Annotated in this window: 20 protein-coding genes; 11 read left to right on the top strand and 9 right to left on the bottom strand. The window is 64.7% G+C overall.

Going from position 1 to position 22,343, the window contains the following annotated elements; all coding sequences use genetic code 11:
* Positions 1–40: 40 nt before the first annotated feature.
* From FJQ89_RS06205 to FJQ89_RS06190, 4 genes are read left to right on the top strand one after another with little or no spacing between them, the layout of a single operon-like run.
* Positions 41–1,207, top strand: a complete 1,167-nt coding sequence (locus tag FJQ89_RS06205) for a porin (protein WP_243136443.1) — start codon at positions 41–43, stop codon at positions 1,205–1,207.
* Between the two features lie 28 nt (positions 1,208–1,235).
* Positions 1,236–1,760, top strand: coding sequence for a sorbitol dehydrogenase family protein (locus tag FJQ89_RS06200; RefSeq protein WP_243136442.1), 525 nt, complete (start codon positions 1,236–1,238; stop codon positions 1,758–1,760).
* Between the two features lie 9 nt (positions 1,761–1,769).
* Entirely contained in the window at positions 1,770–3,380 is a 1,611-nt protein-coding gene (locus FJQ89_RS06195; protein WP_141169494.1) for a GMC family oxidoreductase, read from the top strand.
* The gene (locus FJQ89_RS06190) at positions 3,377–4,768 is read left to right on the top strand and encodes a cytochrome c (RefSeq protein ID WP_141169493.1); all 1,392 of its coding nucleotides are present in this window, start codon (positions 3,377–3,379) and stop codon (positions 4,766–4,768) included. The genes FJQ89_RS06195 and FJQ89_RS06190 overlap by 4 nt, the downstream gene beginning before the upstream one ends.
* Before the next feature lie 50 nt (positions 4,769–4,818).
* Here FJQ89_RS06190 and FJQ89_RS06185 read toward each other — a convergent pair whose 3' ends face one another.
* Entirely contained in the window at positions 4,819–5,586 is a 768-nt protein-coding gene (locus tag FJQ89_RS06185) for an SDR family oxidoreductase (RefSeq protein ID WP_141169492.1), read from the bottom strand.
* 123 nt (positions 5,587–5,709) lie between these two features.
* Between FJQ89_RS06185 and FJQ89_RS06180 the strand changes: the two genes are divergently transcribed.
* Together FJQ89_RS06180 and FJQ89_RS06175 are read left to right on the top strand one after the other, a co-directional pair.
* On the top strand, positions 5,710–6,633 hold the full coding sequence (locus FJQ89_RS06180) for a LysR family transcriptional regulator (protein WP_141169491.1): 924 nt from the start codon (positions 5,710–5,712) through the stop codon (positions 6,631–6,633).
* A gap of 17 nt (positions 6,634–6,650) precedes the next feature.
* Entirely contained in the window at positions 6,651–7,403 is a 753-nt protein-coding gene (locus FJQ89_RS06175; protein ID WP_141169490.1) for a DUF4303 domain-containing protein, read from the top strand.
* A 17-nt stretch (positions 7,404–7,420) separates the two neighbouring features.
* Here FJQ89_RS06175 and FJQ89_RS06170 read toward each other — a convergent pair whose 3' ends face one another.
* The 7 genes from FJQ89_RS06170 to FJQ89_RS06140 all read right to left on the bottom strand — a co-directional run bounded on the left by FJQ89_RS06170 (position 7,421) and on the right by FJQ89_RS06140 (position 14,714).
* Positions 7,421–8,542 carry a metallophosphoesterase gene (locus tag FJQ89_RS06170; protein WP_141169489.1) on the bottom strand — a complete coding sequence of 374 codons (1,122 nt, stop codon included), beginning with the start codon at positions 8,540–8,542 and terminating at the stop codon, positions 7,421–7,423.
* Between the two features lie 74 nt (positions 8,543–8,616).
* A complete protein-coding gene (locus FJQ89_RS06165; RefSeq protein WP_141169488.1) occupies positions 8,617–10,128 on the bottom strand; it encodes an ATP-binding response regulator in 1,512 nt (503 codons plus the stop codon).
* A complete protein-coding gene (locus tag FJQ89_RS06160) occupies positions 10,115–11,938 on the bottom strand; it encodes an ATP-binding protein (RefSeq protein ID WP_141169487.1) in 1,824 nt (607 codons plus the stop codon). Before FJQ89_RS06160 ends, FJQ89_RS06165 begins: the two co-directional genes overlap by 14 nt.
* Positions 11,935–13,020, bottom strand: coding sequence for an ATP-binding SpoIIE family protein phosphatase (locus FJQ89_RS06155; RefSeq protein WP_243136441.1), 1,086 nt, complete (start codon positions 13,018–13,020; stop codon positions 11,935–11,937). Before FJQ89_RS06155 ends, FJQ89_RS06160 begins: the two co-directional genes overlap by 4 nt.
* A complete protein-coding gene (locus FJQ89_RS06150) occupies positions 13,017–13,454 on the bottom strand; it encodes an ATP-binding protein (protein ID WP_141172654.1) in 438 nt (145 codons plus the stop codon). Before FJQ89_RS06150 ends, FJQ89_RS06155 begins: the two co-directional genes overlap by 4 nt.
* A complete protein-coding gene (locus FJQ89_RS06145) occupies positions 13,451–13,813 on the bottom strand; it encodes an STAS domain-containing protein (RefSeq protein WP_099763575.1) in 363 nt (120 codons plus the stop codon). Before FJQ89_RS06145 ends, FJQ89_RS06150 begins: the two co-directional genes overlap by 4 nt.
* A gap of 7 nt (positions 13,814–13,820) precedes the next feature.
* Positions 13,821–14,714, bottom strand: a complete 894-nt coding sequence (locus tag FJQ89_RS06140; protein ID WP_243136440.1) for an STAS domain-containing protein — start codon at positions 14,712–14,714, stop codon at positions 13,821–13,823.
* 223 nt (positions 14,715–14,937) lie between these two features.
* On the opposite strand from FJQ89_RS06140, the gene FJQ89_RS06135 reads away from it, so the two are divergent.
* From FJQ89_RS06135 to FJQ89_RS06120, 4 genes are all read left to right on the top strand, one after another.
* A complete protein-coding gene (locus FJQ89_RS06135; protein ID WP_141169485.1) occupies positions 14,938–15,351 on the top strand; it encodes a hemerythrin domain-containing protein in 414 nt (137 codons plus the stop codon).
* Positions 15,352–15,382: 31 nt separating this feature from the next.
* Complete coding sequence (gene hmpA / locus FJQ89_RS06130) at positions 15,383–16,579, top strand: NO-inducible flavohemoprotein (RefSeq protein WP_141169484.1); 1,197 nt, start codon at positions 15,383–15,385, stop codon at positions 16,577–16,579.
* 127 nt (positions 16,580–16,706) lie between these two features.
* Positions 16,707–17,015, top strand: a complete 309-nt coding sequence (locus FJQ89_RS06125) for a DUF485 domain-containing protein (protein WP_141169483.1) — start codon at positions 16,707–16,709, stop codon at positions 17,013–17,015.
* A complete protein-coding gene (locus tag FJQ89_RS06120; protein WP_243136439.1) occupies positions 17,012–18,697 on the top strand; it encodes a cation acetate symporter in 1,686 nt (561 codons plus the stop codon). The genes FJQ89_RS06125 and FJQ89_RS06120 overlap by 4 nt, the downstream gene beginning before the upstream one ends.
* A 66-nt stretch (positions 18,698–18,763) precedes the next feature.
* Here FJQ89_RS06120 and FJQ89_RS06115 read toward each other — a convergent pair whose 3' ends face one another.
* Positions 18,764–19,219 carry an RrF2 family transcriptional regulator gene (locus FJQ89_RS06115; protein WP_071077110.1) on the bottom strand — a complete coding sequence of 152 codons (456 nt, stop codon included), beginning with the start codon at positions 19,217–19,219 and terminating at the stop codon, positions 18,764–18,766.
* A 355-nt stretch (positions 19,220–19,574) separates the two neighbouring features.
* On the opposite strand from FJQ89_RS06115, the gene ppc reads away from it, so the two are divergent.
* Positions 19,575–22,328 carry a phosphoenolpyruvate carboxylase gene (gene ppc, locus FJQ89_RS06110; RefSeq protein ID WP_205704573.1) on the top strand — a complete coding sequence of 918 codons (2,754 nt, stop codon included), beginning with the start codon at positions 19,575–19,577 and terminating at the stop codon, positions 22,326–22,328.
* Positions 22,329–22,343: the final 15 nt, after the last annotated feature.

The raw sequence follows: 22,343 nt of genomic DNA, 5'->3' as shown, positions 1-22,343 counted from the left end.
GCTTGTCTGGCGTACAACAAAACAGGAAAGTCAGGAAAAAATGAACACACCATGCATGTGCGCTGCGGCGCTGGCCGCCTCCACGCTCATCGGCGCAAACGTTTGCGCCCAAAGCAATGTCACCATTTACGGCGTGGTCGATGCGGCTACCGCCTACGCGAGCAACCAGGGCGGCAAGTCGAACACCTATATGCGCAGCGGTAACTTGTCCGCCAGCAAGATCGGTTTCCAGGGCGTGGAAGACCTGGGCGGTGACCTGAAGGCGCTGTTCCTGCTGGAAAACGGCTTTGAAAGCGACACGGGTGCACAGAGTTCGGCCGGCTCCCTGTTCAACCGCCAGGCCTACGTGGGCCTGCAATCGAACGCCTACGGCACCCTGACGGCCGGCCGCCAGTACACGCCGTACTATCTGCTGGTGGGTTCCCTGGCATCGAGCAACGTTTTGACGGGCGCTACCGGCGCTCATCCTGGCGATATCGACGGGCTCGATACGACCGTGCGCATCAGCAATTCCGTCACCTACAGCATGCCCGCCTGGCGCGGCCTGCAGGCCAGCGCGCAATACGGCTTTGGCGAAGCGGCCGACGGCAATGCCGTGGGCAGCAGCTTCAGCGCCGCCGTCAAGTACAGCACCTCGCCGGCCGAATTCGCGCTCGGCTACCTGAAACTAAAAAATGGACAGAATGGCGCCGGCTGGAGCGACAGCGCGTCTGGCAGCTTCGGCATCTCCGCCATCAATCAGGGATACGCTTCGGCGGAAAGCATCGCATTCATCGCCGCCAGCGCGCGCTACACCATGGGCAAGTGGATGGTGGGCGCCAATGCCAGCAATGTGCAATACCAGGCGGGCAGCCGCTCGGCCTTCCGCGACACGGCCATCTTCAACACGGCAGGCCTGATCTCGAGCTACCAGCTGACGCCGCAGTGGTTCCTGTCCGCCGGCTACAGCGACACCTACGCCAGCCGCGCCAACGGCGTGTCGGACCGCGCGCGTTACCGCCAACTGTCGTTCGAACAGAATTACGCGCTGTCCAAGCGCACGGCCATCTACCTGATCGAAGCGCGACAACTGGCGCGCGGCCAGACCCTGGGCCAGGGCGGCGCCATCATCGATGCCGTCGCCTCGGTCGGCGATTCGCAAAACGGCACGCCATCGTCGAACGGCGGGCAGACGGTGGTGATGGTCGGTCTCAAGCATTCTTTCTGAACGGTTGCTGAACTCACGGGAGCTTCAATTGGACGCTACACACAATAAGGAGGGCCGCGGCCCTCTCAATCCCGGCCGCCGCATGGTGCTGGCCGGCTTGCTGTCGGCTTCGGCCGCGGCGCTGATTCCCTGGGCGCTGGCCGAACCGGTCGCCAATGCGGAGCAGGGCGCCTTCCTCGGCGTGTCGGCCATGCTGGTGGGGCGCCAGGTGCTCGACCCTGTGCTGGCCAGGCGCCTGTATGACGCGCTGGTGGCGCAGGACGCCGCCTTTCCCGCCAAGGTGCGCGCGCTGCTGAACCTGATCAATGCGCAGGGTCTGCAGGCGGCCGGCCTGCAGGAAGCGCTCGACGCACTCGACCCGGCCCAGGCGCCGCTGGCGGCCTTGCCGCGCCAGATCGCCAGCGCCTGGTACCTGGGCATCGTCGGCACTGGCGAGGCGGCTGTCTGCGTCGCCTACGAGCAGGCGCTGAACGCGGCCGTCGTGGCCGACGTGCTCAAGCCTCCCACGTATTCCTACGGCGCCTACGGCAGCTGGGCCAGAAAACCAATTTAAGGAGCCATCATGGCTGAAGAACTCTCCGCCGATTACCTCGTCATCGGTTCCGGCATCATCGGCTCCCTGGCCGCGCGCAAGCTGGCGCTGGCGGGTGCCTCGGTGCTGATCCTGGAAGCGGGTCCGCGCGTGTCGCGCGGCGAAATCGTCGCCCGTTTCCGCAACACGACGCGCCGCAGCGACTGGATGTCGCCCTATCCATCGGTGGCCACGGCGCCGCACCCGATCTACCAGCCGAAGGACAACGGCTACCTGGTGCAGGCCGGTCCGTATCCGTATCCGGCCGAATATATCCGCCAGTTCGGCGGCACCTCGTGGCACTGGGCCGCGCAGGCGTGGCGCAATGTGCCGAACGACTTCCGCATCCATACGCTGTATGGCGTGGGCGTCGACTGGCCCCTCAGCTACGCAGACCTGGAACCGTTCTACCAGGAAGCGGAAGACATCATGGGCGTTTCCGGGGCCGATAACACGGGTTCGCCGCGCAAGCAGCCATTCCCGATGGATGCCGTGACGGAGCCGTATGCCATGCGCCGCATCCGCGAGCGCCTCGACCCGTCGTTCAAGGTGGTCGGCAATACGGTGGCGCGCAACAGCGTCAGCTACGATGGCCGCCCCGCCTGCTGCGGCAACAACAGCTGCCAGCCTATCTGCCCCATCGACGCGCAATACCATGGCGGCATCGCCGCGCAGCAGGCGGAAGACGCGGGCGTGAAGATCGTGTGCAATGCCAACGTCTACAAGCTGGAACATGACGCGCAGGGCCGCATCACGGCCGCGCTGTATTACGACGTCGACAAGAACAGCCACCGGGTCACGGCCAAGACCTTCATCCTGGCCGCCAACGGCATCGAAAGCCCCCGTTTGCTGCTCGTTTCCGCCTCGGACAAATACCCGAATGGCCTGGCCAACAGCAGCGACATGGTGGGCCGCAACCTGATGGACCACCCGAGCACCTCGATCGCCTTCGACGCCGATGAAGACCTGTGGCTGGGCCGGGGCCCGCAAAGCCCCAATTCCATCAACACCATGCGCGACGGCGACTTCCGCAGCCAGCATTCGCCATACCGCCTGGACTTCACGAATATCTCGCGCGTCGATGGCGCCACCAGGGAATTGATCGGCAAGGGCGTCTTTGGCGCCGAATTCGAACAGCAGCTGCGTTTCCGCTCGGCCCGCGAAATGAGCCTGAAAAACGTGCTGGAAGTGCTGCCGAACCCGGAAAATCGCATCGCCCTGAGCAGCGAAAAGGACGCCATGGGCATTCCCAAGCCGCAGGCGCACTATGCGATCGACGAGTACACCAAGCGGGGCCACGAGCGCTCGAAGCAGGATTTCGAGCACATCGCCAGGCTGATGGGCGGCACCAATCTGCGCCACAGCAAGGAAGGCGTGTTCGCCAACAATCAGCACATCTGCGGCACCCTGTCGATGGGCGCCGATCCGGCCAAGGCCGTGTGCGACCAGTGGGGCCGCACCTTCGACCATGCCAACCTGTTCCTGTGCAGTACCGGCGTGCTGCCCACGTCCGGCACCTGCAATTCGACGGAAAACGGCCTGGCTGTGGCCTTGCGCACCGTCAAGCATATCCTCGACGAACAACAGGGAGGAACAGCATGATGGCGGCGTTCCGACAGGCGGCGGGCGCCGCCATGCTGTCCCTCGTGGCCTTGCCGGTGCTGGCGGAGCAAGCTCCTGGCGCGGACGTGCAGGCGATCGAACGTGGCCGCTACCTGGCCACGGCGGGCGACTGCATCGCCTGCCATAGCGTGCCTGGCGGCAAACCGATGGCGGGCGGGCTGGCCCTGGCCACGCCATTGGGCGCCATCGTTGCCACCAACATCACGCCATCGACAACGCATGGCATCGGCAACTACACGCTGGCGCAGTTCTCCGACGCCGTGCGCCACGGTGTGCGGGCCGACGGCGCGCACCTGTATCCGGCCATGCCCTACACGGCCTACGCCAAGGTGACGGATGACGACACGGCCTCCCTGTACGCCTACTTCATGCATGGCGTGGCGGCGGTCGATACGGCGCCGGCGCAAAAGACGGACTTGCCGTTCCCGTTCAATATCCGCATGTCGATGGCGCTCTGGAATATGCTCTTCCTCGACAAGAAACCGTTCGTGGCCGATGCGTCGAAAAGCATGGAGTGGAACCGCGGCGCCTACCTGGCGCAAGGTCTGGCCCATTGCACCACCTGCCACACGCCGCGCAATGCGCTGATGGCCGAGCAGTTGTCGAAGGAGCTGGGCGGGGCCGACCTGGGTACGTGGTACGCGCCGAACATCACCTCGGACGTCAACAGCGGCATCGGCAGCTGGAGCCAGCAGGAGCTGGCCGGCTACCTGCGCACGGGCCGCGCGGCCAACAAGGCGCAGGCGGCCGGACCGATGGCCGAAGCCATCGACCATAGCCTGAAGCACCTGAGCGATGCGGATCTGAACGCCATCGCGCACTACATCAAGAGCGTGCCCGCCATCCGCGACAAGGCGGACACGCAGCCGGTGACGCAATGGGGCAAGGCTGGCGACGAGTTGAATGCCATCCGTGGCGTGCCGCTGCCGCAAAACCTGAACCAGATGTCGGGTGCGCAGCTGTACGATGCGCAGTGCGCCAGCTGCCACCAGGCCAGGGGCGAGGGCAGTTTCGACGGCAGCTTGCCGCCGCTGTTCCATAACTCGGTGACGGGCCGCAGCAACAGCAACAACCTGGTGATGGCGATACTCGATGGCGTGGAGCGGCAGGATGGTGGCAGCGGACATTTGATGCCCGCCTTCCGTCAGACCCTGTCGGACGAGCAGATCGTCACCCTCGGCAATTACGTGCAGAAGATGTACGGCAATCCCGATGTCAAGGTGACGGCGGAACAGGTGACGACCTTGCGCAACGGCGGTCCTGCCTCGAACCTGATCGGCCTGGCCCGCGCGGGCATCATCGTCGGCGTGCTGGTGCTGCTGGCCTTGCTGCTGTGGTGGCGCGGACGCCGGCGCAAGGCGGTGTAAGCCCAGAAGCGGAGGCTGGGGTCAGACCCAAACGGTCTGCCCCCCTTTTTTTACGCCGCGAAGCCGCCATCGATCTTCAGCCCGGCGCCCGTGACGAATGCCGCTTCCGCGCTGGCCAGGTAAGCTACCATGCCGGCGATTTCATCGGCCGTGCCGTGGCGGGGCAGGGCCATCAGGCCGTGCATCAGGTTGGCGAAGTCGCCCGTCGGCGGGTTCATGTCGGTGGCGACGGGGCCAGGTTCCACATTGTTGATGGTGATGCCGCGCGGGCCCAGGTCGCGCGACAGGCCTTGCGTCAGGCCGATCAGCGCCGATTTGCTCATGGCGTAGGCGGCCGCGCCGCCGAACGGCATGCGGTGCGCATTCGTGCTGCCGATGTTGATGATGCGCCCGCCCGTCTGCATGTGCGCCACGGCCGCCTTGATGGCGACGAACACGGCGCGCACGTTGACGTTCAAGGTCTTGTCGAAGTCTGCCAGCGAAAAATCGTCGATGGCGCCGGGCAGGAACACGCCCGCATTGTTGACGAGGATATCGATACGGCCAAACTGCGCCGCCACCTTGTCGATCGCCGCCGTCAGGGCTGCGGCGTCGGCCGCATCGGCTTGCACGCCATGGGCCTTGCCGCCGGCCGCTTCCACAGTGGCGGCCAGCGCCTGCGCTTCGGCGGCCGAGCTTTGATACGTGAAGACGACATTGGCGCCCTGGCTGGCCAGGCGGCGCACGATGGCCGCGCCGATGCCGCGCGAGCCGCCCGTCACAAACGCGATCTTGTCTTGCAGTGGCAAAGAGGTGCTGCTGGTGGCTTGGGTTTGCATGATGGGCTTTCTGTGTGAAGAGTCGAGGAAGCCAGTATCTGCTTTCCATTGCCAGCGCGCTAGCCATGAATCGCTACAATCACTTTCAACCGTAAGTATCAAATGAGCGGGTAAAATAGGCGCATGGATGCCCTCAATCACTTGCAATCGTTTGTGCTGTCTGCCGAGCTGGGCAGCTTTTCGGCGGCTGCGCGCCGCCTGGGGCTGACGCCGGCAGCCGTCAGCAAGAACGTGGCGCGGCTGGAAGCGAGCCTGGGATTGCGCCTGTTCCAGCGCAGCACGCGCCGCCTGACTCTGACGGAAGGCGGCGAGCGTTTCCTGCAGCAGATAGGCGGCGCCCTGGCCACCCTGCGCGAAGCGATCGCCGGCGTGGCCGAAGAGGGCGGCCAGCCGGCGGGCGTGCTGAAAATCAGCATGGCGCCGTCGTTCGGGCGCAGCTACGTGGTGCCGCTGCTGGGCGACTTCATCGCGCGCTATCCGGGCGTCATTCCTGACTGCCATTTCGACAACCGGCAAGTGGACTTGATCGGCGAGGGGTTCGATGTCGCCATCGGCGGCGGCATCGAACTGACGCCGGGCGTGGTGGCGCGCGAACTGGGCCACGCCCACATCGTCGCCACGGCGTCGCCCGCCTTCATGCGCGGCAAAGCCATGCCAGCGCATCCTTCGGACTTGGCCCAATTCGACGGCGTTGCGCGCCGCTCGGCCGGCAGCGGCAGATTGCGCAGCTGGATACTGCGCGATGGCCAGGGCGGTGAAGGCGTGGCCGAATCCCGTCCGCGCGCCATCTTCGACGACCCGGACGCGATGGCACAGGCGGCCGTCATGGGGGTTGGCGTAGCGCTGCTGCCCATGCCGCATGCGCTGACCCACTTGCGCAGCGGTGCCTTGATTCGCTTGCTGCCCGGCTGGCATGCCGATTCCGGCCCCCTGTCCGTGTACTATCCCAGCAAGAAACTGCTGCCCGCGAAGACACGCGTCTTTGTTGATTTTTTGCTGGAGCAGTTCCGCCAGCGCGATTTCGCCGCGCAGATACGCCCCGACTAATGAGCGAGAAAGTCAGAATGTCCAGCAATTACAGCCTGTTTTACACCTTTGACGGCGATCAAGCGGCCCGCTTCCGGGAAGTGCGCGTGTTCGGCATGACCGTGTGGACGGCCGCCGGTGCGGCCATGACGTGGGGCAAAGAGACGCGCAAGGACTACGCCAGCGAGGCCGAAGCGCACGCCGCCTACCTGGCCCATTGCCGCGCCGCCCTGGCCGATGGCCATACCTTGGCGCGCGAGAGCGACATCGACCCGGCCGTCTTTGATTTCGCGCTGCTGCACACCCTGGTGGCGCACGCCGCGCGTCGGGCGTTTGACTGCGTACGACGTGCGCATCCGGACCAGCATATCGACGCCTTCGCGCTGGTGAGCGACGACAGCGCCATGACGATAGGCTGCATGGCGAATAGCCGCGAAGCGCTGGCCGCCTCGGAATACGGCGAAGAAATGCTGTGGAACCCGGCCGAGTGGGCGTTTGACGAAGGCGGCGCGTATTTCGACAGCGCCTACCGTTTGCTGCTGCAGGCGCACCGCGACTTGCCATTCGAGGTCGATTGCGACAGCTTCCGCAGCGGCGTGTTCGACGCTTGCATCGCGGCGCTGGCGCAGCTCGACGCCGAAGGCTGTTTTGGCACGGCCGCGCAGCGCGAGGAAGCCGTGCTGCTGTTCGAGGTCAGCGACAGCGAGCCGGTGGAAGGCGCGATGGCGCGCTTGAATCCGCCGGCCGTGGTGGCGCGTTTCGAGGCGTGGATGGCCAGCTGGGCGGAGTGACGAGTGATGAGTGATGCCTACGCCGCCACCAGCCTGAGTCGCGTAATCTCGGCCGGCGCGCCGATGCGTTTCGGCGGGCCCCAGTACCCGGTGCCGCGGCTGACGTAAATCCACAGGCGGCCGCGCCGGTGCAGGCCCGCCACATACGGCTGCTGCAGCGGCACGAACAAATTCCATGGCCAGAACTGGCCGCCGTGCGTGTGGCCCGACAATTGCAGGTCGTAGCCGGCCGCTTCGGCCTCGGGCGCGCTGCGCGGCTGGTGCGCCAGCAGAATGCGGGGGATATCGGCCGGTGCACCGGCGATCGCCGCTTGCGGGTCGCTCTTCTGCGCCGGATCGAAGGCGGCCGCATTGAAATCGGTGACGCCGGCCAGCGCCAGGCGCGCGCCGTCGTGTTCCAGCACCGCATGTTCGTTCATCAGCACGCGCAAGCCCAGGCGGCGAAATTCCGCCACCCAGGGCGTCGCGCCCGAATAGTATTCGTGGTTGCCCGTCACGAGGAAGACGCCGTGGCGCGCGCGCAGCTCGCCCAGCGGCGCCGTATGGCTGCCCAGTTGCGCCACCGTGCCGTCGACCACGTCGCCCGTGATGGCGATGAGGTCCGCCTGCAGGCCGTTGGCGCGCGCGACGATGGCTTCCACGTAGGCGCGCTGGATGGTGGCGCCCACATGGATGTCGCTCAGTTGCACGATGGTGTAGCCCTGCAAGGAGGCCGGCAGACCGGCGATCGGCACCGTCACTTCGCGCACGCGCGCTACCCTGCGGGCATTGATGAAGCCGACGACGGTGGCCAGCAGCGCCAGGAGCAGCACTGCCACTGCGGATGCCTGCGCGTGGGGGAGGGCGGCGGGAATCAGCATCAGCAGCTCGCGCAGCACGGTCAGCACGAACAGCGAGGAAAAAAAGCCCATGCACAGCGAGCCGGCCCAGCTCAGACGGTCGGCCAGGCGCGTATCGCCCGTGACGGCGCGCGCGAAGATGGTCATCGGCATGAGCATGGTCGAGGCCAGCAAGACGGCGCCGCCCAGCAGCCAGCCGGCCAGGCCGACGGGCAGTGCAGGCAGCAGCAGCCAGCCCAGCAGGGCGTGCAGGGCGCCCAGTATCATGGTGATGCGCAGCAGTGGCGCGCGAGTTGTCATGTCATGCTTCCAGAGGTGAGGCGGCCGCCGATTATAGCCGACGCCTGGTCAACCGGCAGCCGCCACCCCGCGCATCAGGCGATATGCAGACCCAGCATGGCCAGCTTGCCGAAATCGACGGGCTTGGCAAAATGTTCATTGAAGCCCGACGCCAGGGCCGCCTGGCGGTCGTGTTCCTGGCCATAGCCGGTCAGTGCGACGAGCAGGAATTGCTGCGGGATCGGCAGTTGGCGCAGTTGGACGGCCACCTCGTAGCCGCTCATGTCGGGCAGGCCGATGTCGAGAAAGACGATGTCGGGCTTGAACTCCAGCGTGCGCTCGGTCGCTTGCGTGCCCGTGTAGGCCGTGCGCACCGTGTGGCCGTACATTTCCAGCAGTTCGGCCAGGGTGTCGGCCGCATCGCAGTTGTCGTCGACGACGAGGATGCGCTGGCTGGCGCCACTGGCCGCCTGCGGCGCCGGTGCGACCGGCAGCGGCACGTTGGCGTCGAGCGGCAAGATGACTTCGAAGGTGCTGCCCAGCCCTACGCCAGGGCTGTGCACGCTGACCTGGCCACCGTGCAAGGTCACCAGCTTGCGCACCAGTGACAGGCCGATGCCCAGGCCATCCTGCACCCGGTCGGGCGAGTGGCCGCTTTGCTCGAACAGGCCGAAGATGCTGTCGATGCTGGCGGCGGCGATGCCGATGCCGTTGTCGCTCAGGCGTATGCGCACGTTATCGTCTTCGCGCACGGCGGAAATGGCGATGCGTCCACCCGGCGCCGTGAACTTGGCCGCGTTGAGCAGCAGGTTGGCGACGATCTGCGACAGGCGCACGGCGTCGCCGCAGACCCACAGTTCTTCCTGGGGCAGGTGCACGTCCAGTGCGTGGCCGCGCGCCTCGACGCTGTGCGAACTGGTTTCCAGCGCGCTGCGCATGACGCTGGCCAGGCTCACGCTTTCCCATTGCAGCGAGATCTTGCCCTGTGAAATGCGCGACACGTCGAGCAGGTCGTCCACCAGGCGCACCAGGTGGTCCGTATGGCGGCCGATGGTGCGGCGCGCATTGTCCTGCATGGCCGGCACGACGGGATCGAGCTTGCACAGCAGGGCCAGCGCCGTGCGGATGGGGCCCAGCGGATTGCGCAATTCGTGCGCCAGGGTGGCCAGGAATTCATCCTTGCGGCGGTCTACCTCGCGCAGCTCGCGCTCGACCCGGCCCAGGCGCAGCAGCGCCCTGACGTTGGCGATCAGTTCATCGGCCTCGATCGGCTCGACCAGGTAATTGTCGGCGCCGCCGTCCAGGGCGCGGATCTTGTCGGCCGTGCCGATGCACGAGGCCGACGTCTGCAGCACCAGGATGGTGTTCGTCTCGGCGCCGCCCTTCAACTGGCGGCATACTTCCAGGCCGTTGATGTCGGGCAGCTTGACGTCGAGCAGGATCAGGTTGGGGCGGTCCTGGCGGGCGCGCAGCAGCGCGTCGCCCCCGTTCGACGCTTCGATGACCTTGAAGCCGGCGCGTTGGAGGATGCGCGACTTGGCGTAGCGGGCGCCGTCGCTGTCATCGACGTTGAGGATCAGAGCATCGCTATTGTTATCCGGTAGCATGCGCATTGTCCCAGGTGGTTGTGCCTTGCGGCGGAACCGGCTCTTGCCGGTGGTGTGGATTGCCGATCAGCGCGCGCAGGGTTGCCAGCAATTGCTGGCGCGACAGCGGCTTGACGTAGTAGGCGTCGGCGCCCAGGGCCAGGCCCTTGCGTACGTCGTCGATCTCGGTGGCGACGATGACGGGCACCTGGCGCCGCAGCGGGTCGTTTTTCAACTCGGCCAGCCAGTGCCAGGCCGTTTCGCCGTGCAGCAGGATGTCGAGGATGACGGCGGCAGGGCGCTGCTGTTCCCAGCGTTCCTGCGCCTCGCGCACGCTGCGCGCGGGAACCACGCGAAATTCGCTGCCGGCCAGGAATTTTTCATACAGCAGGCGGATGGGCGGATTGTCTTCCACCACCAGCACGCCGATGCGCTGGTCGTTGCCGTTGTCGTTGGCCGGCGCGCAGGGCGGCAGGCTGCCCTCGGGCGCATGGTAGGTGGCGGGCAGGATGACGGAAAACAGCGACCCCTGGCCCGGCGTGCTTTCCACGGCCACCGTGCCGTTGAGCAGGGTGGCCAGGTTGCGGCACAGGGGCAGGCCCAGGCCCGTGCCCTTGACCTTGCGCTGCATGTGGTTTTCCACCTGGCTGAATTCCTCGAAGATCAGCTGCACGTCGTCGGCGGCGATGCCCAGGCCCGTGTCGGAGACGGAAAAGCGGATGGCGTCCTGCTCCGGCAAGGGCGTGGCGCTGACGATGATGGCGCCGGCCTCGGTGAACTTGAGGGCGTTGGCGATGAAGTTGCGCAGAATCTGGGACAGCTTGCCTTCATCCGTATGGATCTGCAGCGCCGGATCGGGGTCGATGAAGGTCAGGGTGAGCGAATCGGACACCAGCAGCGGGCGCAGCATGCCGCGCAGGGCGCTGAACAGGTCGGCTACTTTGAAACTGTTGGCGTGCACGTCGACCTTGCCCGCCTCGATCTTGGCCAGGTCCAGCAAGTCGTTGACCAGGTCGCTCAGGCTGACGGCGCTTTGCAGGATGAACAGCACCTGCTTTTCCTGCTCCTGCGACAGCTCGCCGTCGATGCGGTCGAGCAGCAGCTTGGACAGGGCGCGGATGGAGCTGAGCGGCGTGCGGAATTCATGGCTCATGTTCGACAGGAAGCGCGATTTCATCTGGTCGGCGCGGCGCAGGTGGTCGGCTTTTTCATCGAGTTCCGCGAACAGCGCCACCACGCCCCGGTTGGTGTCTTCCAGTTCGCGCGTCAGCTGTAATAAATCGTCCTGGCGCGTCTTCAGTTCGGCCAAGGTGCTCAGCAGTTCGCGGTTCTGCTGCTGCACTTCGGACAGCGTGATATCCGATGGCAGCGCCTGCAGGCTGCCGGACAGCGCGCCGATCATGCTGCCGTCGAGCAGGGGCGCGTCGCGCGGGAACAGTTTTTGCAGCGTGATGTGCGTGCCAGCGCCCGGCGCGCTGTGGATATGGCAGCGGTCCATCAGGCGCTGGGCGCCCAGGATGCCCAGGCCCATGCCCGTGGGCGAGCGGTAGCTGCCGGCCAGTATCTGGTCGAGCTGCGCGATGCCGGGGCCCTGGTCCTCGATGCGGATGCTGAGTACCTGCGGCGCCGTCTGGCCATCGATGGCGAAGTGGATCTTGCCGCTGCCGGCGTAGTTGTAGACGTTGCGCGCCAGTTCAGACACGGCCGTGGCGATGCGCACCTGGTCCTGCACGCCGAAGCCGCACAGGGCGGCGATTTGGCGCGCGCGCTGGCGTGCGCCCACCACATCGAGTTCGCTGCCGATATGCGCCGTCAATATGCGTTGTGTCATGGCGTGTCGTTCCTTTCCGCACCGGCATGCCGGTGCTCCTCATGTTCGCGCAGCACCACCACCGTGATGTCGTCGCGTCCGCGCGCAAAATCGCGGTACAGCACGGCGGCGACGAGGCTGGGGTGGCATTGCGCCAGGCCCGGATAGCGTTCCAGGTCCCAGCGCGTATGCAGGCCGTCGCTATGCATGATCAAGGTCATGCCCGGTTGCCACGCATAGCAAAATTCCTGCACCTTGCGCAGATTGCTGCCGACGATGCCGTTATGCGACAGCAGATGCCGGCGCTGCTGCGCGTCGAAGGCGCAGGCGGCGATGTTGCCCACGCCGGCATAGCGCAATTGGCGGCGCGCGCTGTCGATGTGCGCCACCGCCAGGGCCGCGCCGCGCGTGGCGCGCAGGGCGCCGTGGGCCAGTTCGATGAAGGGGGCGGGCAGGGGCGGCAGGCCGGGCGTGGCGTGTTCCAGCAGCGCGCTGGCGCATTCCGAGGCGCGCGCCGCCAGCGGGCCGTGGCCCAGGCCATCGGCCACCATCAGGCTCAGTTCATGGCCTTCGCAGACGACGTTCCAGGCGTCGCCGCACACCTGTTCTGACGCCAGCGGCAGGCATACGGCGCCGATCTGCCAGTTCGGATGGGCGGGGATGGCGCTGCTGGCGTTCGGCCCCCACACCACCGTCATCAGCACTGTGCCCTTGCCGGGCGCCGTGTACAGGTCGAATTCCTGGCTCAGGCGGCGTATCGCGCCCAGGCCCACGCCGTAGGTGCCCGTGGTGGAATGGCCGTCCTGCATGTGCTGGCGCACATTCGCCATGCCGGGACCGTTGTCGATGGCCAGCACTTCGATGCCGCTGGTGCCGCCGCGCAGCACCTTGCGCAGCAGGATTTCGCCGCGCTGCGCGTGCTTGACGATGTTGGTCGCCGCTTCGCTGATGATGATGGCCAGCTGGCCCGTGCGCACGTCGTCGAAGCCGATGCGGCGCGCCAGTTCGTTGCCGGCACGGCGGGCCGCGGCGATCTCGCTCGGTTCGCCGATGGGAAAACTGCGTTGCCTGGCAATGTCAGGGGCTTGCTCGATGTGGTTCAAAACAGCTTCCATTTCGCGATGGTGACGGTGGTGCCCGCGCCGGGCACCGTGTCGATGTAAAAGGCGTCGGCCAGGCGCTTGGCGCCGCCCAGCCCCAGTCCCAGTCCGCCGCCGCTGGTATAGCCATCGGTCAGCGCCAGGGCAATATCGTCGATGCCCGGTCCCGCGTCGACAAAGCGCAATTCCAGGCCCTGGCGCGCGCCATCGCTGACGCGCGCAATGCGCGCTTCACCGCCGCCGCCGTAGCGCAAGGTGTTGCGCGCCAGTTCGCTGGCCGCCGTGATGATCTTGGTCTGTTCGATCAGGCCAAAACCCATGGCGACCATGCTGTCGCGCACCTGCTTGCGCAGCCGCACGACGTCTTCGTCGCTGTGCAGGGGCAGGATCTGTGCGGGTCCCTGTGTCTGCGCGCCCAGCACGGCGGCCCCCGTCATGCGCATGCGCCGTCCCGTTCCAGCAGCTTGATGCCCCGTTCCACGTTCAGCGCCGTGCTCACGCCTTCCAGCGTCAGGCCCAGTTCCACCAGCGTGATGGCGACAGCCGGCTGCATGCCGACGACCACCGTGCGCGCGTCGAGGATTTTCGCCATCGCCGCGGTGTTGCTGATCATGCGGCCGATGAAGGAGTCGACGATGTCGAGCGCGGAAATGTCGATCAGCACGCCCGTGGCGCGGTCCGTCACGATGCGCGTGGTCAGGTCGTCCTGCAAGGTCATCGCCAGGCGGTCATGCATGTCCACCTGGATCGTCACCAGCAGCAGCCGGCCCATGCGTAAAATGGGGATTCTCTCCATAGGCGCCTCAGTGTTGTTGCTGCTGGTAGGTGATGCTGGAACTCGTGCGTTTCAGGGCCACGACGAAGGCGTCGGCCAGGGTGGCCTTGGTCATCACGTCTTCCAGGTTGACGCCCAGGTGCACGATGGTTTGCGCGATCTGCGGGCGGATGCCGCTGATGATGCAGTCGGCACCCATCAGGCGCGCGGCGGCGATGGTTTTCAGCAGGTGCTGCGCCACCAGCGTGTCGACGGTGGGCACGCCCGTGATGTCGATGATGGCGATCAGGGCGCCCGTGTCGACGATCTTTTGCAGCAGGCTTTCCATCACCACCTGCGTGCGGGCGCTGTCGAGGGTGCCGATCAGGGGCAGGGCCAGCACGTTTTGCCACAGCTGCACCACGGGCGTGGACAGTTCCAGCAATTCCTGCTGCTGGCGCAGAATCACCTGTTCGCGCGCCTTCTGGTAGATGGCGATGGTCAGCAGGCCCAGTTCGTCGAACAATTTGCTGGTGCTGATGATGGCGTCGCCCAGCTGCTCAGGCTGCGCCGTGATTTCCTTGCGCAGGTAGGCGAACAGCGGTTCCTTGAGGGAGAACATGAAGCTGGCCGTGTCGATCGGCGAATAGCCCTGGCGCACGCGCGACTGCGATATTTCAGCGATCAACTGGCGCGTATCGTCCCAGGCGCCGCCTTCGATGTCGAACGAGTCGCCGCTGTCGAGGGCGCCCGCCAGCAGCGGCAGCAGTTGCGACGCCTGCTGGCGCAGCTCGTTTTCGGCGATCTTGTCGCGCCGCACCAGGCGGTCGATCAGGCCGGCCATCCAGCCGTCCAGCAGTGCCGTGTGGTGCTCGTTGATGATGCCGGCCAGTTGCTGCGCCTGGCCTGTGCCCGTCTTGACCGTGTCCGTCTTCATTTTCATGCTCATCCTTGGCTGAGTGGAGGGTGCGGCACGGCCGCAAACGGCCCCGCACTGTGATGAATAAATTATAGGCAAGCACGATTGTGGCTTGTGTTCTGTGCCGCACATAGTGGCAATGTCGATCCAGATTTCCGCGGGAAACCTGCCATTTTAAAGATGTATATGATTTGCATGTTTATGCGAATTCCGCTACACTGGCAACAATCAACAAGAGAAACACGCCATGAATATCGACAAATTCAAACAGCAGCATCTGGCCATCCTGGCCTCCATCGATGCCTTGCGCCAGCTGGCGCGCGGCGGTGTGGCCGCGCAGGCGCAGGCCATTGCCGAACAGATCATCGCCATGAGCGGCTTGATCAAACTGCATCTGGCCGTCGAGCAGCGCTACCTGTATCCGGCCGCGCAGGCGTGCGGCGTGGCCAAGGTGGCCCAGCTGGGCCGCCAGTACGAAAACGAGATGCACGGCATCGCCGGCGCCTACCTCGATTTTGCCGGCCGCTGGAATACGCCCGTGCGCCTGGCGGCCGAGCCGGATGCCTTCCGCAGCGAAGCCAATACCGTGCTGCACGCGCTGTTCCAGCGCATGCGCCGCGAAGACCATGAGTTATATCCAGCCGTTGAAACGCTGGCTTGAGACCGCTTACTAATACACACAGGAGTTTTACATGCTGACCCAAGAACAACGCGCCATCATCACGGCCACCGTCCCCATCCTCGAACAGGGCGGCGAAGCGCTGACGCGCCACTTCTACAAGAATCTGTTCCGCGACCATCCCGAGGTGCTGCCGTACTTTAACCAGGCGCACCAGCACAGCGGCGACCAGCAGCGCGCGCTGGCGAATGGCGTGCTGATGTATGCCAAGCACATCGACCAGCTGGCAGCGCTGGGCGACCTGGTGGCCACCATCGTCAACAAGCATGTGGCCTTGCAGATCCGCGCCGAGCACTATCCGCTGGTGGGTGCCAGCCTGCTGCAAGCGATCCGCGAAGTGCTGGGTGCAGAAGTCGCCAGCGACGCTGTCATCGATGCCTGGGGCGCGGCCTACGGCCAGCTGGCCGACATCCTGGCCGGCGAAGAAGGGCGTATCTACAAGGCGCAGGCTGGCGCACCGGGCGGCTGGAGCGGCGCGCGCGATTTTGTAGTGCGCGGCAAGACGGTGGAAAGCGGCGAGATTACCTCCTTCCTGATGGCGCCCGCCGATGGCCAGCCCGTGCTCGACTTTGCGCCAGGCCAGTATATCGGCGTGCTGGCCAGCGTCGATGGCATGCCCATGCGCCGCCAGTATTCCTTGTCCGCCGCCAGCAATGGCCAGACCTATCGCATCAGCGTCAAGCGCGAAGAGGGCGGCAAGGTGTCGAATTTCTTCCACGACCACGTGCAGGCGGGCGATACCGTGCAGCTGACGCCGCCATCGGGCGACTTCGTGCTGACGGAGAGCGACAAGCCGCTGGTGCTGATCAGCGGCGGCGTGGGCATCACGCCGACCCTGGCGATGCTGACGGCGGCCCTGCGCGGCAAGCGTCCCGTGCATTTCATCCACGCGGCGCGCAACCAGGGCGTGCATGCATTCCGCGCGCAGATCGACGCACTGGCCGCGCAGCACCCGCAGCTGCAGCGCTATTACTGCTACGCGGAACATGATGGTGAGCAAGGTGCACCGGACGCCGCTGCGCCGGACGCCGTTGGCTTGCTGAGTAAAGAGCAGCTGAATCACTGGCTGCCAGCCTCGCGCGACGTCGACGCCTACTTCCTGGGGCCGCAGCCGTTCATGCGGGCCGTCAAGCAGTATCTGCGCGAGCTGGGCGTACCGGAACGGCAGACGCATCATGAATTCTTCGGACCGGCAGCCGCGCTGAACTGACCTTGTCTGACTTGTGTTGCTTCTGCGAGAAAAAACCGCTGCCGTAAGGGGCGGGTAAGCCTCGCGCTGTACTGTGAATCCAAGCTCGCACAAAAGAGCAGGCTTTTACATAACAGGAGGCAACATCATGCATGACGATCTGGTTCAAAAAATCAAGGGCGACCCCAATTATCATCGGCTGGTCAGGGTGCGTTCCAGCTTCGGCTGGGCGCTGACGGGCCTGATGATGCTGGTGTATTACGGCTACATTCTGCTCATCGCCTTCAACAAGGAATTCCTTGCCACTAAAACGGGCACCGGCGTGATGACCTGGGGCATGCCGATTGGCTTGTTCGTCATCGTGTTTACCGTGGTGATCACTGGCATTTATGTGCGCCGCGCCAACAAGCAATTCGACGACCTGACCAGCGCCATCCAGGCACGGGTGCAAGCATGAACCGCGCCCCATCGATGCAACGCACATTTTCCTGCCTGGCAGCCCTGACCTTGCTGGCGAGCGCCAGCAGCAGCGTGCTGGCGGCCGGCGCCGACCTGGGCCAGGCAGTCAAGCAACCGACCAACTGGACGGCGATCACCATGTTCGCCGCCTTCGTTATCTTCACCCTGTTCGTCACCAAGTGGGCGGCCGCCAAGACCAAGTCGGCCTCCGATTTCTACACGGCCGGCGGCGGCATCACGGGCTTCCAGAATGGCCTGGCCATTGCGGGCGACTATATGTCGGCTGCATCGTTCCTCGGCATTTCCGCCGCCGTCTTCCTCAACGGCTATGACGGCCTGATCTATGCAATCGGCTTTCTCGTCGGCTGGCCCATCATCACCTTCCTGATGGCCGAGCGCTTGCGCAATCTGGGCCGCTACACCTTTGCCGATGTGGCCGCCTACCGCTTCAAGCAGGCGCCGATCCGCATTTTCTCGGCCTCCGGCACCCTTGTCGTCGTGGCCTTTTACCTGATCGCGCAGATGGTGGGCGCGGGCCAGCTGATCAAGCTGCTGTTCGGCCTGGAATACTGGATCGCCGTCGTCCTGGTCGGTACATTGATGATGATTTACGTGCTGTTTGGCGGCATGACGGCCACCACCTGGGTGCAGATCATCAAGGCCGTGATGCTGCTGGGCGGCGCCACCTTCATGGCCGTGGCCGTGCTGGCGCAATTCAACTTCAGCCCGGAAGCGCTGTTCGCCAAGTCGGTGGACGTGCACGCCGCCAAGGAAGCCATCATGGGCCCCGGTTCCTTCATCAAGGACCCGATCTCGGCCATCTCCTTCGGCATGGCGCTGATGTTCGGTACGGCCGGTTTGCCGCACATCCTGATGCGTTTCTTCACGGTGCCGAGCGCCAAGGAAGCGCGCAAATCCGTGTTCTGGGCCACCACCTGGATCGCCTACTTCTACATCCTGACTTTCATCATCGGTTTTGGCGCCATCGTGCTGGTGAGCACCAATCCCGAGTTCAAGGATGCTGCCGGCAAGCTGCTGGGCGGTAACAACATGGCGGCCGTGCATCTGGCCAAGGCTGTGGGCGGCAATGTCTTCCTGGGCTTCATGTCGGCGGTCGCGTTTGCCACCATCCTGGCCGTCGTGGCTGGTTTGACCCTGTCGGGCGCGTCGGCCGTGTCGCACGATCTGTACGCCACCGTCATCAAGAAGGGCAAGGCCACGGGCGCCAACGAATTGAAAGTGTCGCGCGTGACCACCATCGTGCTGGGCATTATCGCCGTCGTGCTGGGTATTGCCTTTGAGAAGCAGAACATCGCCTTCATGGTCTCGCTGGCCTTCGCCATCGCCGCCTCGGCCAACTTCCCCGTGCTGTTCATGTCGGTGCTGTGGAAAGACTGCACCACGCGGGGCGCCACCATCGGCGGCTTCCTGGGCTTGACCACGGCCGTCGCGCTGACGGTGGTGTCGAAGTCCGTGTGGGTCGACGTGCTCGGCCATCCGACGGCGCTGTTCCCGTATGCCTCGCCGGCGCTGTTCTCGATGACGGCAGGCTTTGTCGGCATCTGGCTGTTCTCGGTGCTCGACAAGAGCCCGCGCGCGCGCATCGACCGTGCCGGCTACGAAGCGCAGCAGATGCGTTCGGAAACGGGTATCGGCGCCTCCGGTGCCAGCGCGCATTGATGTTTTAGATAGTTACTGCAGGAAACAATGCCCGGCTTGCCGGGCATTGTTGTTTCTGGCGCGCGCTTACTTCGCCACGCGCAGGGGAATCACGCCCGCCGCCAGCGCCGGCACGCCCGGCGTCGCTTCGAGTATCGATGCCAGGGTCACCGTGTCGAGCACGGCCAGGAAGGCGGCCGTGGCCTGGCCCAGCTTGGCTTTCAGCAGGCAATCGGGCGTCAGCGGGCAGGTATTGTTTTCCTTGTTAAAACATTCCGCCATGAAAAAATCGTTTTCCGTCTCGCGCACCACCGTGCCGATATTGATCTCGGCCGGGTCGCGCGCCAGGCGCAGGCCGCCATTCCTGCCGCGCACCGTTTCCACGATGCCTGACAGGCCCAACTGGTGCACCACCTTCATCAGGTGATTCTTTGAAATCGCATGCAGGTCGGCGATGTCCTGGATGGTCACGAGGCGGTCGCGGTGCACGCCCAGATACATCAGGGTGCGCAGGGTGTAGTCAGTGTAGGCAGTCAGTCGCATGGGGTTCACTTATAAAGATGTGGATTACATCCTTGTTTCAAGCCGCCAGCATACAGGAGAGTGCCTGGCCATCGCCACCGGCATGTGACTTGCGCCGTCACTTTTCAGCCTGGAAAGACAAATTTGGTTGCCTTTCGCTTAAATGCGTAGTAAATTTTCATATTGTTGCCCTGGCAAACAGCTCGCAAGCCCTTTAAGGCCCGTTTAACGTGGATTTTATTGATGAAAATCAAGAGGATGGTGAGACAGTAAGGTAAATTTACTACAAAATGGATGATGGGCGTTTCCCGGGCCGGGAAGCGCGTACTACGCAATCTGTGCGGTGCCGCCGTGGCCGCCCCAGGAAATGAATACCATGCAAATGAATGAAGTGAAAGACGAGCTGCTGAGCAGCGATATCCGCCAGCTGGGCCGTCTGCTGGGCGACGCCATCCGCAACCACCTGGGCGACCCCGCCTTCGAGCGCATCGAGCATGTGCGCCAGCTGGCCATCCGTTTCCGCCGTGACAATGACGAAGCGGCGCGCGCGCAGCTGTCGGACGCGCTGCAAGCGCTGTCGCAGGAAGAAACCACCCAATTGACGCGCGCCTTCAGCTATTTCTCGCTGCTGGCCAACATTGCAGAAGATCAACACCACATCCGCCGCACGCGCGCCCATCTGATCGCCGGTTCGCCGCCGCGCCAGGGTAGCCTCAGCCATGCTGTCGGCAACGTGTTTGACGCGGGCAAGGCTGATGCGCTGGAAACCTTCTTTGAAGATGCTTTTGTCAGCCCCGTGTTCACGGCGCATCCGACGGAAGTGCAGCGCAAGAGCATCCAGAATTGCCAGATGGCCATCGCCCGCCTGTTGAGCGAGCGCGACCGCGTGCAAATGACGCCGGAAGAGGCGGAGCAAAACGAAGAAGCGCTGGGACGTGGCATCGTCACACTGTGGCAGACGCGTTTGCTGCGCACCAGCAAACTGTCCGTCATGGATGAAGTGGCCAATGGCCTGTCGTTCTACGACCACACGATCTTGCGCGAATTGCCGAAATTGTATTCCTCGCTGGAAACTATGCTGGCCCAGCGCGATGCCCGCTGGGAAGATGCGGAATTGCCCAATTTCATGAAGGTCGGCAGCTGGATAGGCGGCGACCGCGACGGCAACCCGTTTGTCACGGCCGATATCCTGCGCAGCACCCTGCAGACGCAGGCCGACAAGGTGCTCGACTTTTACCTGGGCGAATTGCGCAAGCTCGCCTCGCAACTGTCGCTGGCGCAAATCCTGAACGCCTGCAGCGAGCCGCTGCGCGCGCTGGCAGAGCGCTCGGCCGATGCGTCGCCGCACCGGGTCGACGAGCCGTACCGCCGCGCCCTGCACGGCATTCATGCGCGCCTGGAAGCGACGCGCGTCGCCTTGTGCGGCAAGGGCAAGCCAGCCGAAGGCGTGCAACCCTACGCTGCCGCGTTTGAGCTGCTGGCCGACCTGGACGTGGTCCAGCATTCGCTCGTCAGCAATGGCTTGCGCGCGCTGGCGCGTGGCCGGCTGCGCCAGCTGCGCCGCGCCGTCAAGGTCTTCGGCTTTTCGCTGGCGCCGCTGGACTTGCGCCAGAACTCCGACGTGCACGAGCGCGTCGTGGGCGAACTGTTCGCCGGCGCCCAGCCGAGCCTGGTCTACCTGGACCTCGATGAAGAGCAGCGCATCGCCGTGCTGCTGGCCGAGCTGGAGTCGCCACGCCTGCTGGCGTCGCCGTATGCGCAGTACTCGGAAGAAACCGCGTCCGAACTCGACATCTTCCGCGCCGTGCGCGAGGCCCACGTCAAATATGGCAAGGAATCGGTGCCGAACTGCATCATCTCCAAGGCGGCCAGCGTCTCGGACTTGCTGGAAGTGGCGCTGCTGCTGAAAGAAGTGGGCTTGCTGCGCCAGGACAGCCGCGAAGTCGATGTCAACATCATCCCCCTGTTTGAAACGATCGACGACTTGCGCGCCGGCCCCGCCATCATGGCGCGCGCGTTCGGCTTGCCGTTCTACCGGGGCTTGCTGGCCTCGCGCGCGGACCAGCAGGAAGTCATGCTTGGTTACTCGGACAGTAACAAGGACGGCGGTTTCTTGACCTCCGGCTGGGAACTCTACAAGGCCGAGATCGAGCTGGTGACGGTCTTCAAGCAGTATCAGATCAAGCTGCGTCTGTTCCACGGCCGCGGCGGTTCCGTCGGACGTGGCGGCGGTCCCAGCTATGAAGCCATCCTGGCCCAGCCGGCCGGCGCCGTGCAGGGACAGATCCGCCTGACGGAGCAGGGCGAAGTCATCACGGCCAAGTATGCGAACCCGGAAGTAGGGCGCCGCAACCTCGAAGTGCTGGTGGCCGCCACCATCCAGTCGACCTTGCTGCCGCAGGCACAACTGCAGCCGAAGGCCTCGGCCGGCGCGGGCCATCTGGCCGCCATGGAAGAATTGTCTGGCACGGCCCTGAACGCTTACCGCGACCTTGTGTACGGCACGGAGGGCTTTGAACAGTACTTCTGGGAATCGACGGTGATCGCGGAAATTGCTGCCCTGAACATCGGCAGCCGTCCTGCCTCACGCAAGAAATCGACCTCGATCGAGGATTTGCGCGCGATTCCCTGGGTCTTGAGCTGGGCGCAATGCCGTTTGATGTTGCCGGGCTGGTTCGGTTTCGGTTCCGCCGTGCAAGCCTACTTGGCTGCCCATCCGGCCGATGGCGCCGACGTGCTGCGCGGCATGTACACGGATTGGCCCTTCTTCACGTCCTTGCTGTCGAATATGGATATGGTCCTGGCCAAGAGCGATATCGCCATTGCCGGCAAGTATGCGGAACTGGTCAAGGACAAGGCCTTGCGCGAGGCCATCTTTACACGCATCCGCGCCGAATACGCGGCCACGCTGGACGCCTTGAAGCTGATCACGGGCCAGGCAGAGTTGCAGCAAGCCAATCCGCTGATGCAGCGCTCGATACGCAACCGTTTCCCGTATATCGACCCGCTCAACCACGTGCAGGTGGAGCTGTTGAAACGTTTCCGCGAGGGCAAGCAGGATGCGGCGGCGCGCACGGGCATTCATTTATCGATCAATGGCATCGCGGCGGGTTTGCGGAATAGCGGTTAAGTGATTCATTCAAAC

Origin of the sequence: Janthinobacterium tructae (assembly GCF_006517255.1) — a bacterium.
Taxonomy (GTDB): domain Bacteria; phylum Pseudomonadota; class Gammaproteobacteria; order Burkholderiales; family Burkholderiaceae_D; genus Janthinobacterium; species Janthinobacterium tructae.
The sequence above is the reverse complement of the archived record's forward strand: the minus strand, read 5'-3'. Positions and strand labels throughout refer to the sequence as shown.

Coding starts and splice junctions, on each gene's coding strand:
- FJQ89_RS06205 (WP_243136443.1), top strand. CDS start 41: ATGAACACACCATGCATGTGCGCTGCGGCGCTGGCCGCCTCCACGCTC.
- FJQ89_RS06195 (WP_141169494.1), top strand. CDS start 1,770: ATGGCTGAAGAACTCTCCGCCGATTACCTCGTCATCGGTTCCGGCATC.
- FJQ89_RS06190 (WP_141169493.1), top strand. CDS start 3,377: ATGATGGCGGCGTTCCGACAGGCGGCGGGCGCCGCCATGCTGTCCCTC.
- FJQ89_RS06185 (WP_141169492.1), bottom strand. CDS start 5,586: ATGCAAACCCAAGCCACCAGCAGCACCTCTTTGCCACTGCAAGACAAG.
- FJQ89_RS06180 (WP_141169491.1), top strand. CDS start 5,710: ATGGATGCCCTCAATCACTTGCAATCGTTTGTGCTGTCTGCCGAGCTG.
- FJQ89_RS06175 (WP_141169490.1), top strand. CDS start 6,651: ATGTCCAGCAATTACAGCCTGTTTTACACCTTTGACGGCGATCAAGCG.
- FJQ89_RS06170 (WP_141169489.1), bottom strand. CDS start 8,542: ATGACAACTCGCGCGCCACTGCTGCGCATCACCATGATACTGGGCGCC.
- FJQ89_RS06165 (WP_141169488.1), bottom strand. CDS start 10,128: ATGCTACCGGATAACAATAGCGATGCTCTGATCCTCAACGTCGATGAC.
- FJQ89_RS06160 (WP_141169487.1), bottom strand. CDS start 11,938: ATGACACAACGCATATTGACGGCGCATATCGGCAGCGAACTCGATGTG.
- FJQ89_RS06150 (WP_141172654.1), bottom strand. CDS start 13,454: ATGACGGGGGCCGCCGTGCTGGGCGCGCAGACACAGGGACCCGCACAG.
- FJQ89_RS06145 (WP_099763575.1), bottom strand. CDS start 13,813: ATGGAGAGAATCCCCATTTTACGCATGGGCCGGCTGCTGCTGGTGACG.
- FJQ89_RS06140 (WP_243136440.1), bottom strand. CDS start 14,714: ATGAAAATGAAGACGGACACGGTCAAGACGGGCACAGGCCAGGCGCAG.
- FJQ89_RS06135 (WP_141169485.1), top strand. CDS start 14,938: ATGAATATCGACAAATTCAAACAGCAGCATCTGGCCATCCTGGCCTCC.
- hmpA (WP_141169484.1), top strand. CDS start 15,383: ATGCTGACCCAAGAACAACGCGCCATCATCACGGCCACCGTCCCCATC.
- FJQ89_RS06125 (WP_141169483.1), top strand. CDS start 16,707: ATGCATGACGATCTGGTTCAAAAAATCAAGGGCGACCCCAATTATCAT.
- FJQ89_RS06120 (WP_243136439.1), top strand. CDS start 17,012: ATGAACCGCGCCCCATCGATGCAACGCACATTTTCCTGCCTGGCAGCC.
- FJQ89_RS06115 (WP_071077110.1), bottom strand. CDS start 19,219: ATGCGACTGACTGCCTACACTGACTACACCCTGCGCACCCTGATGTAT.
- ppc (WP_205704573.1), top strand. CDS start 19,575: ATGCAAATGAATGAAGTGAAAGACGAGCTGCTGAGCAGCGATATCCGC.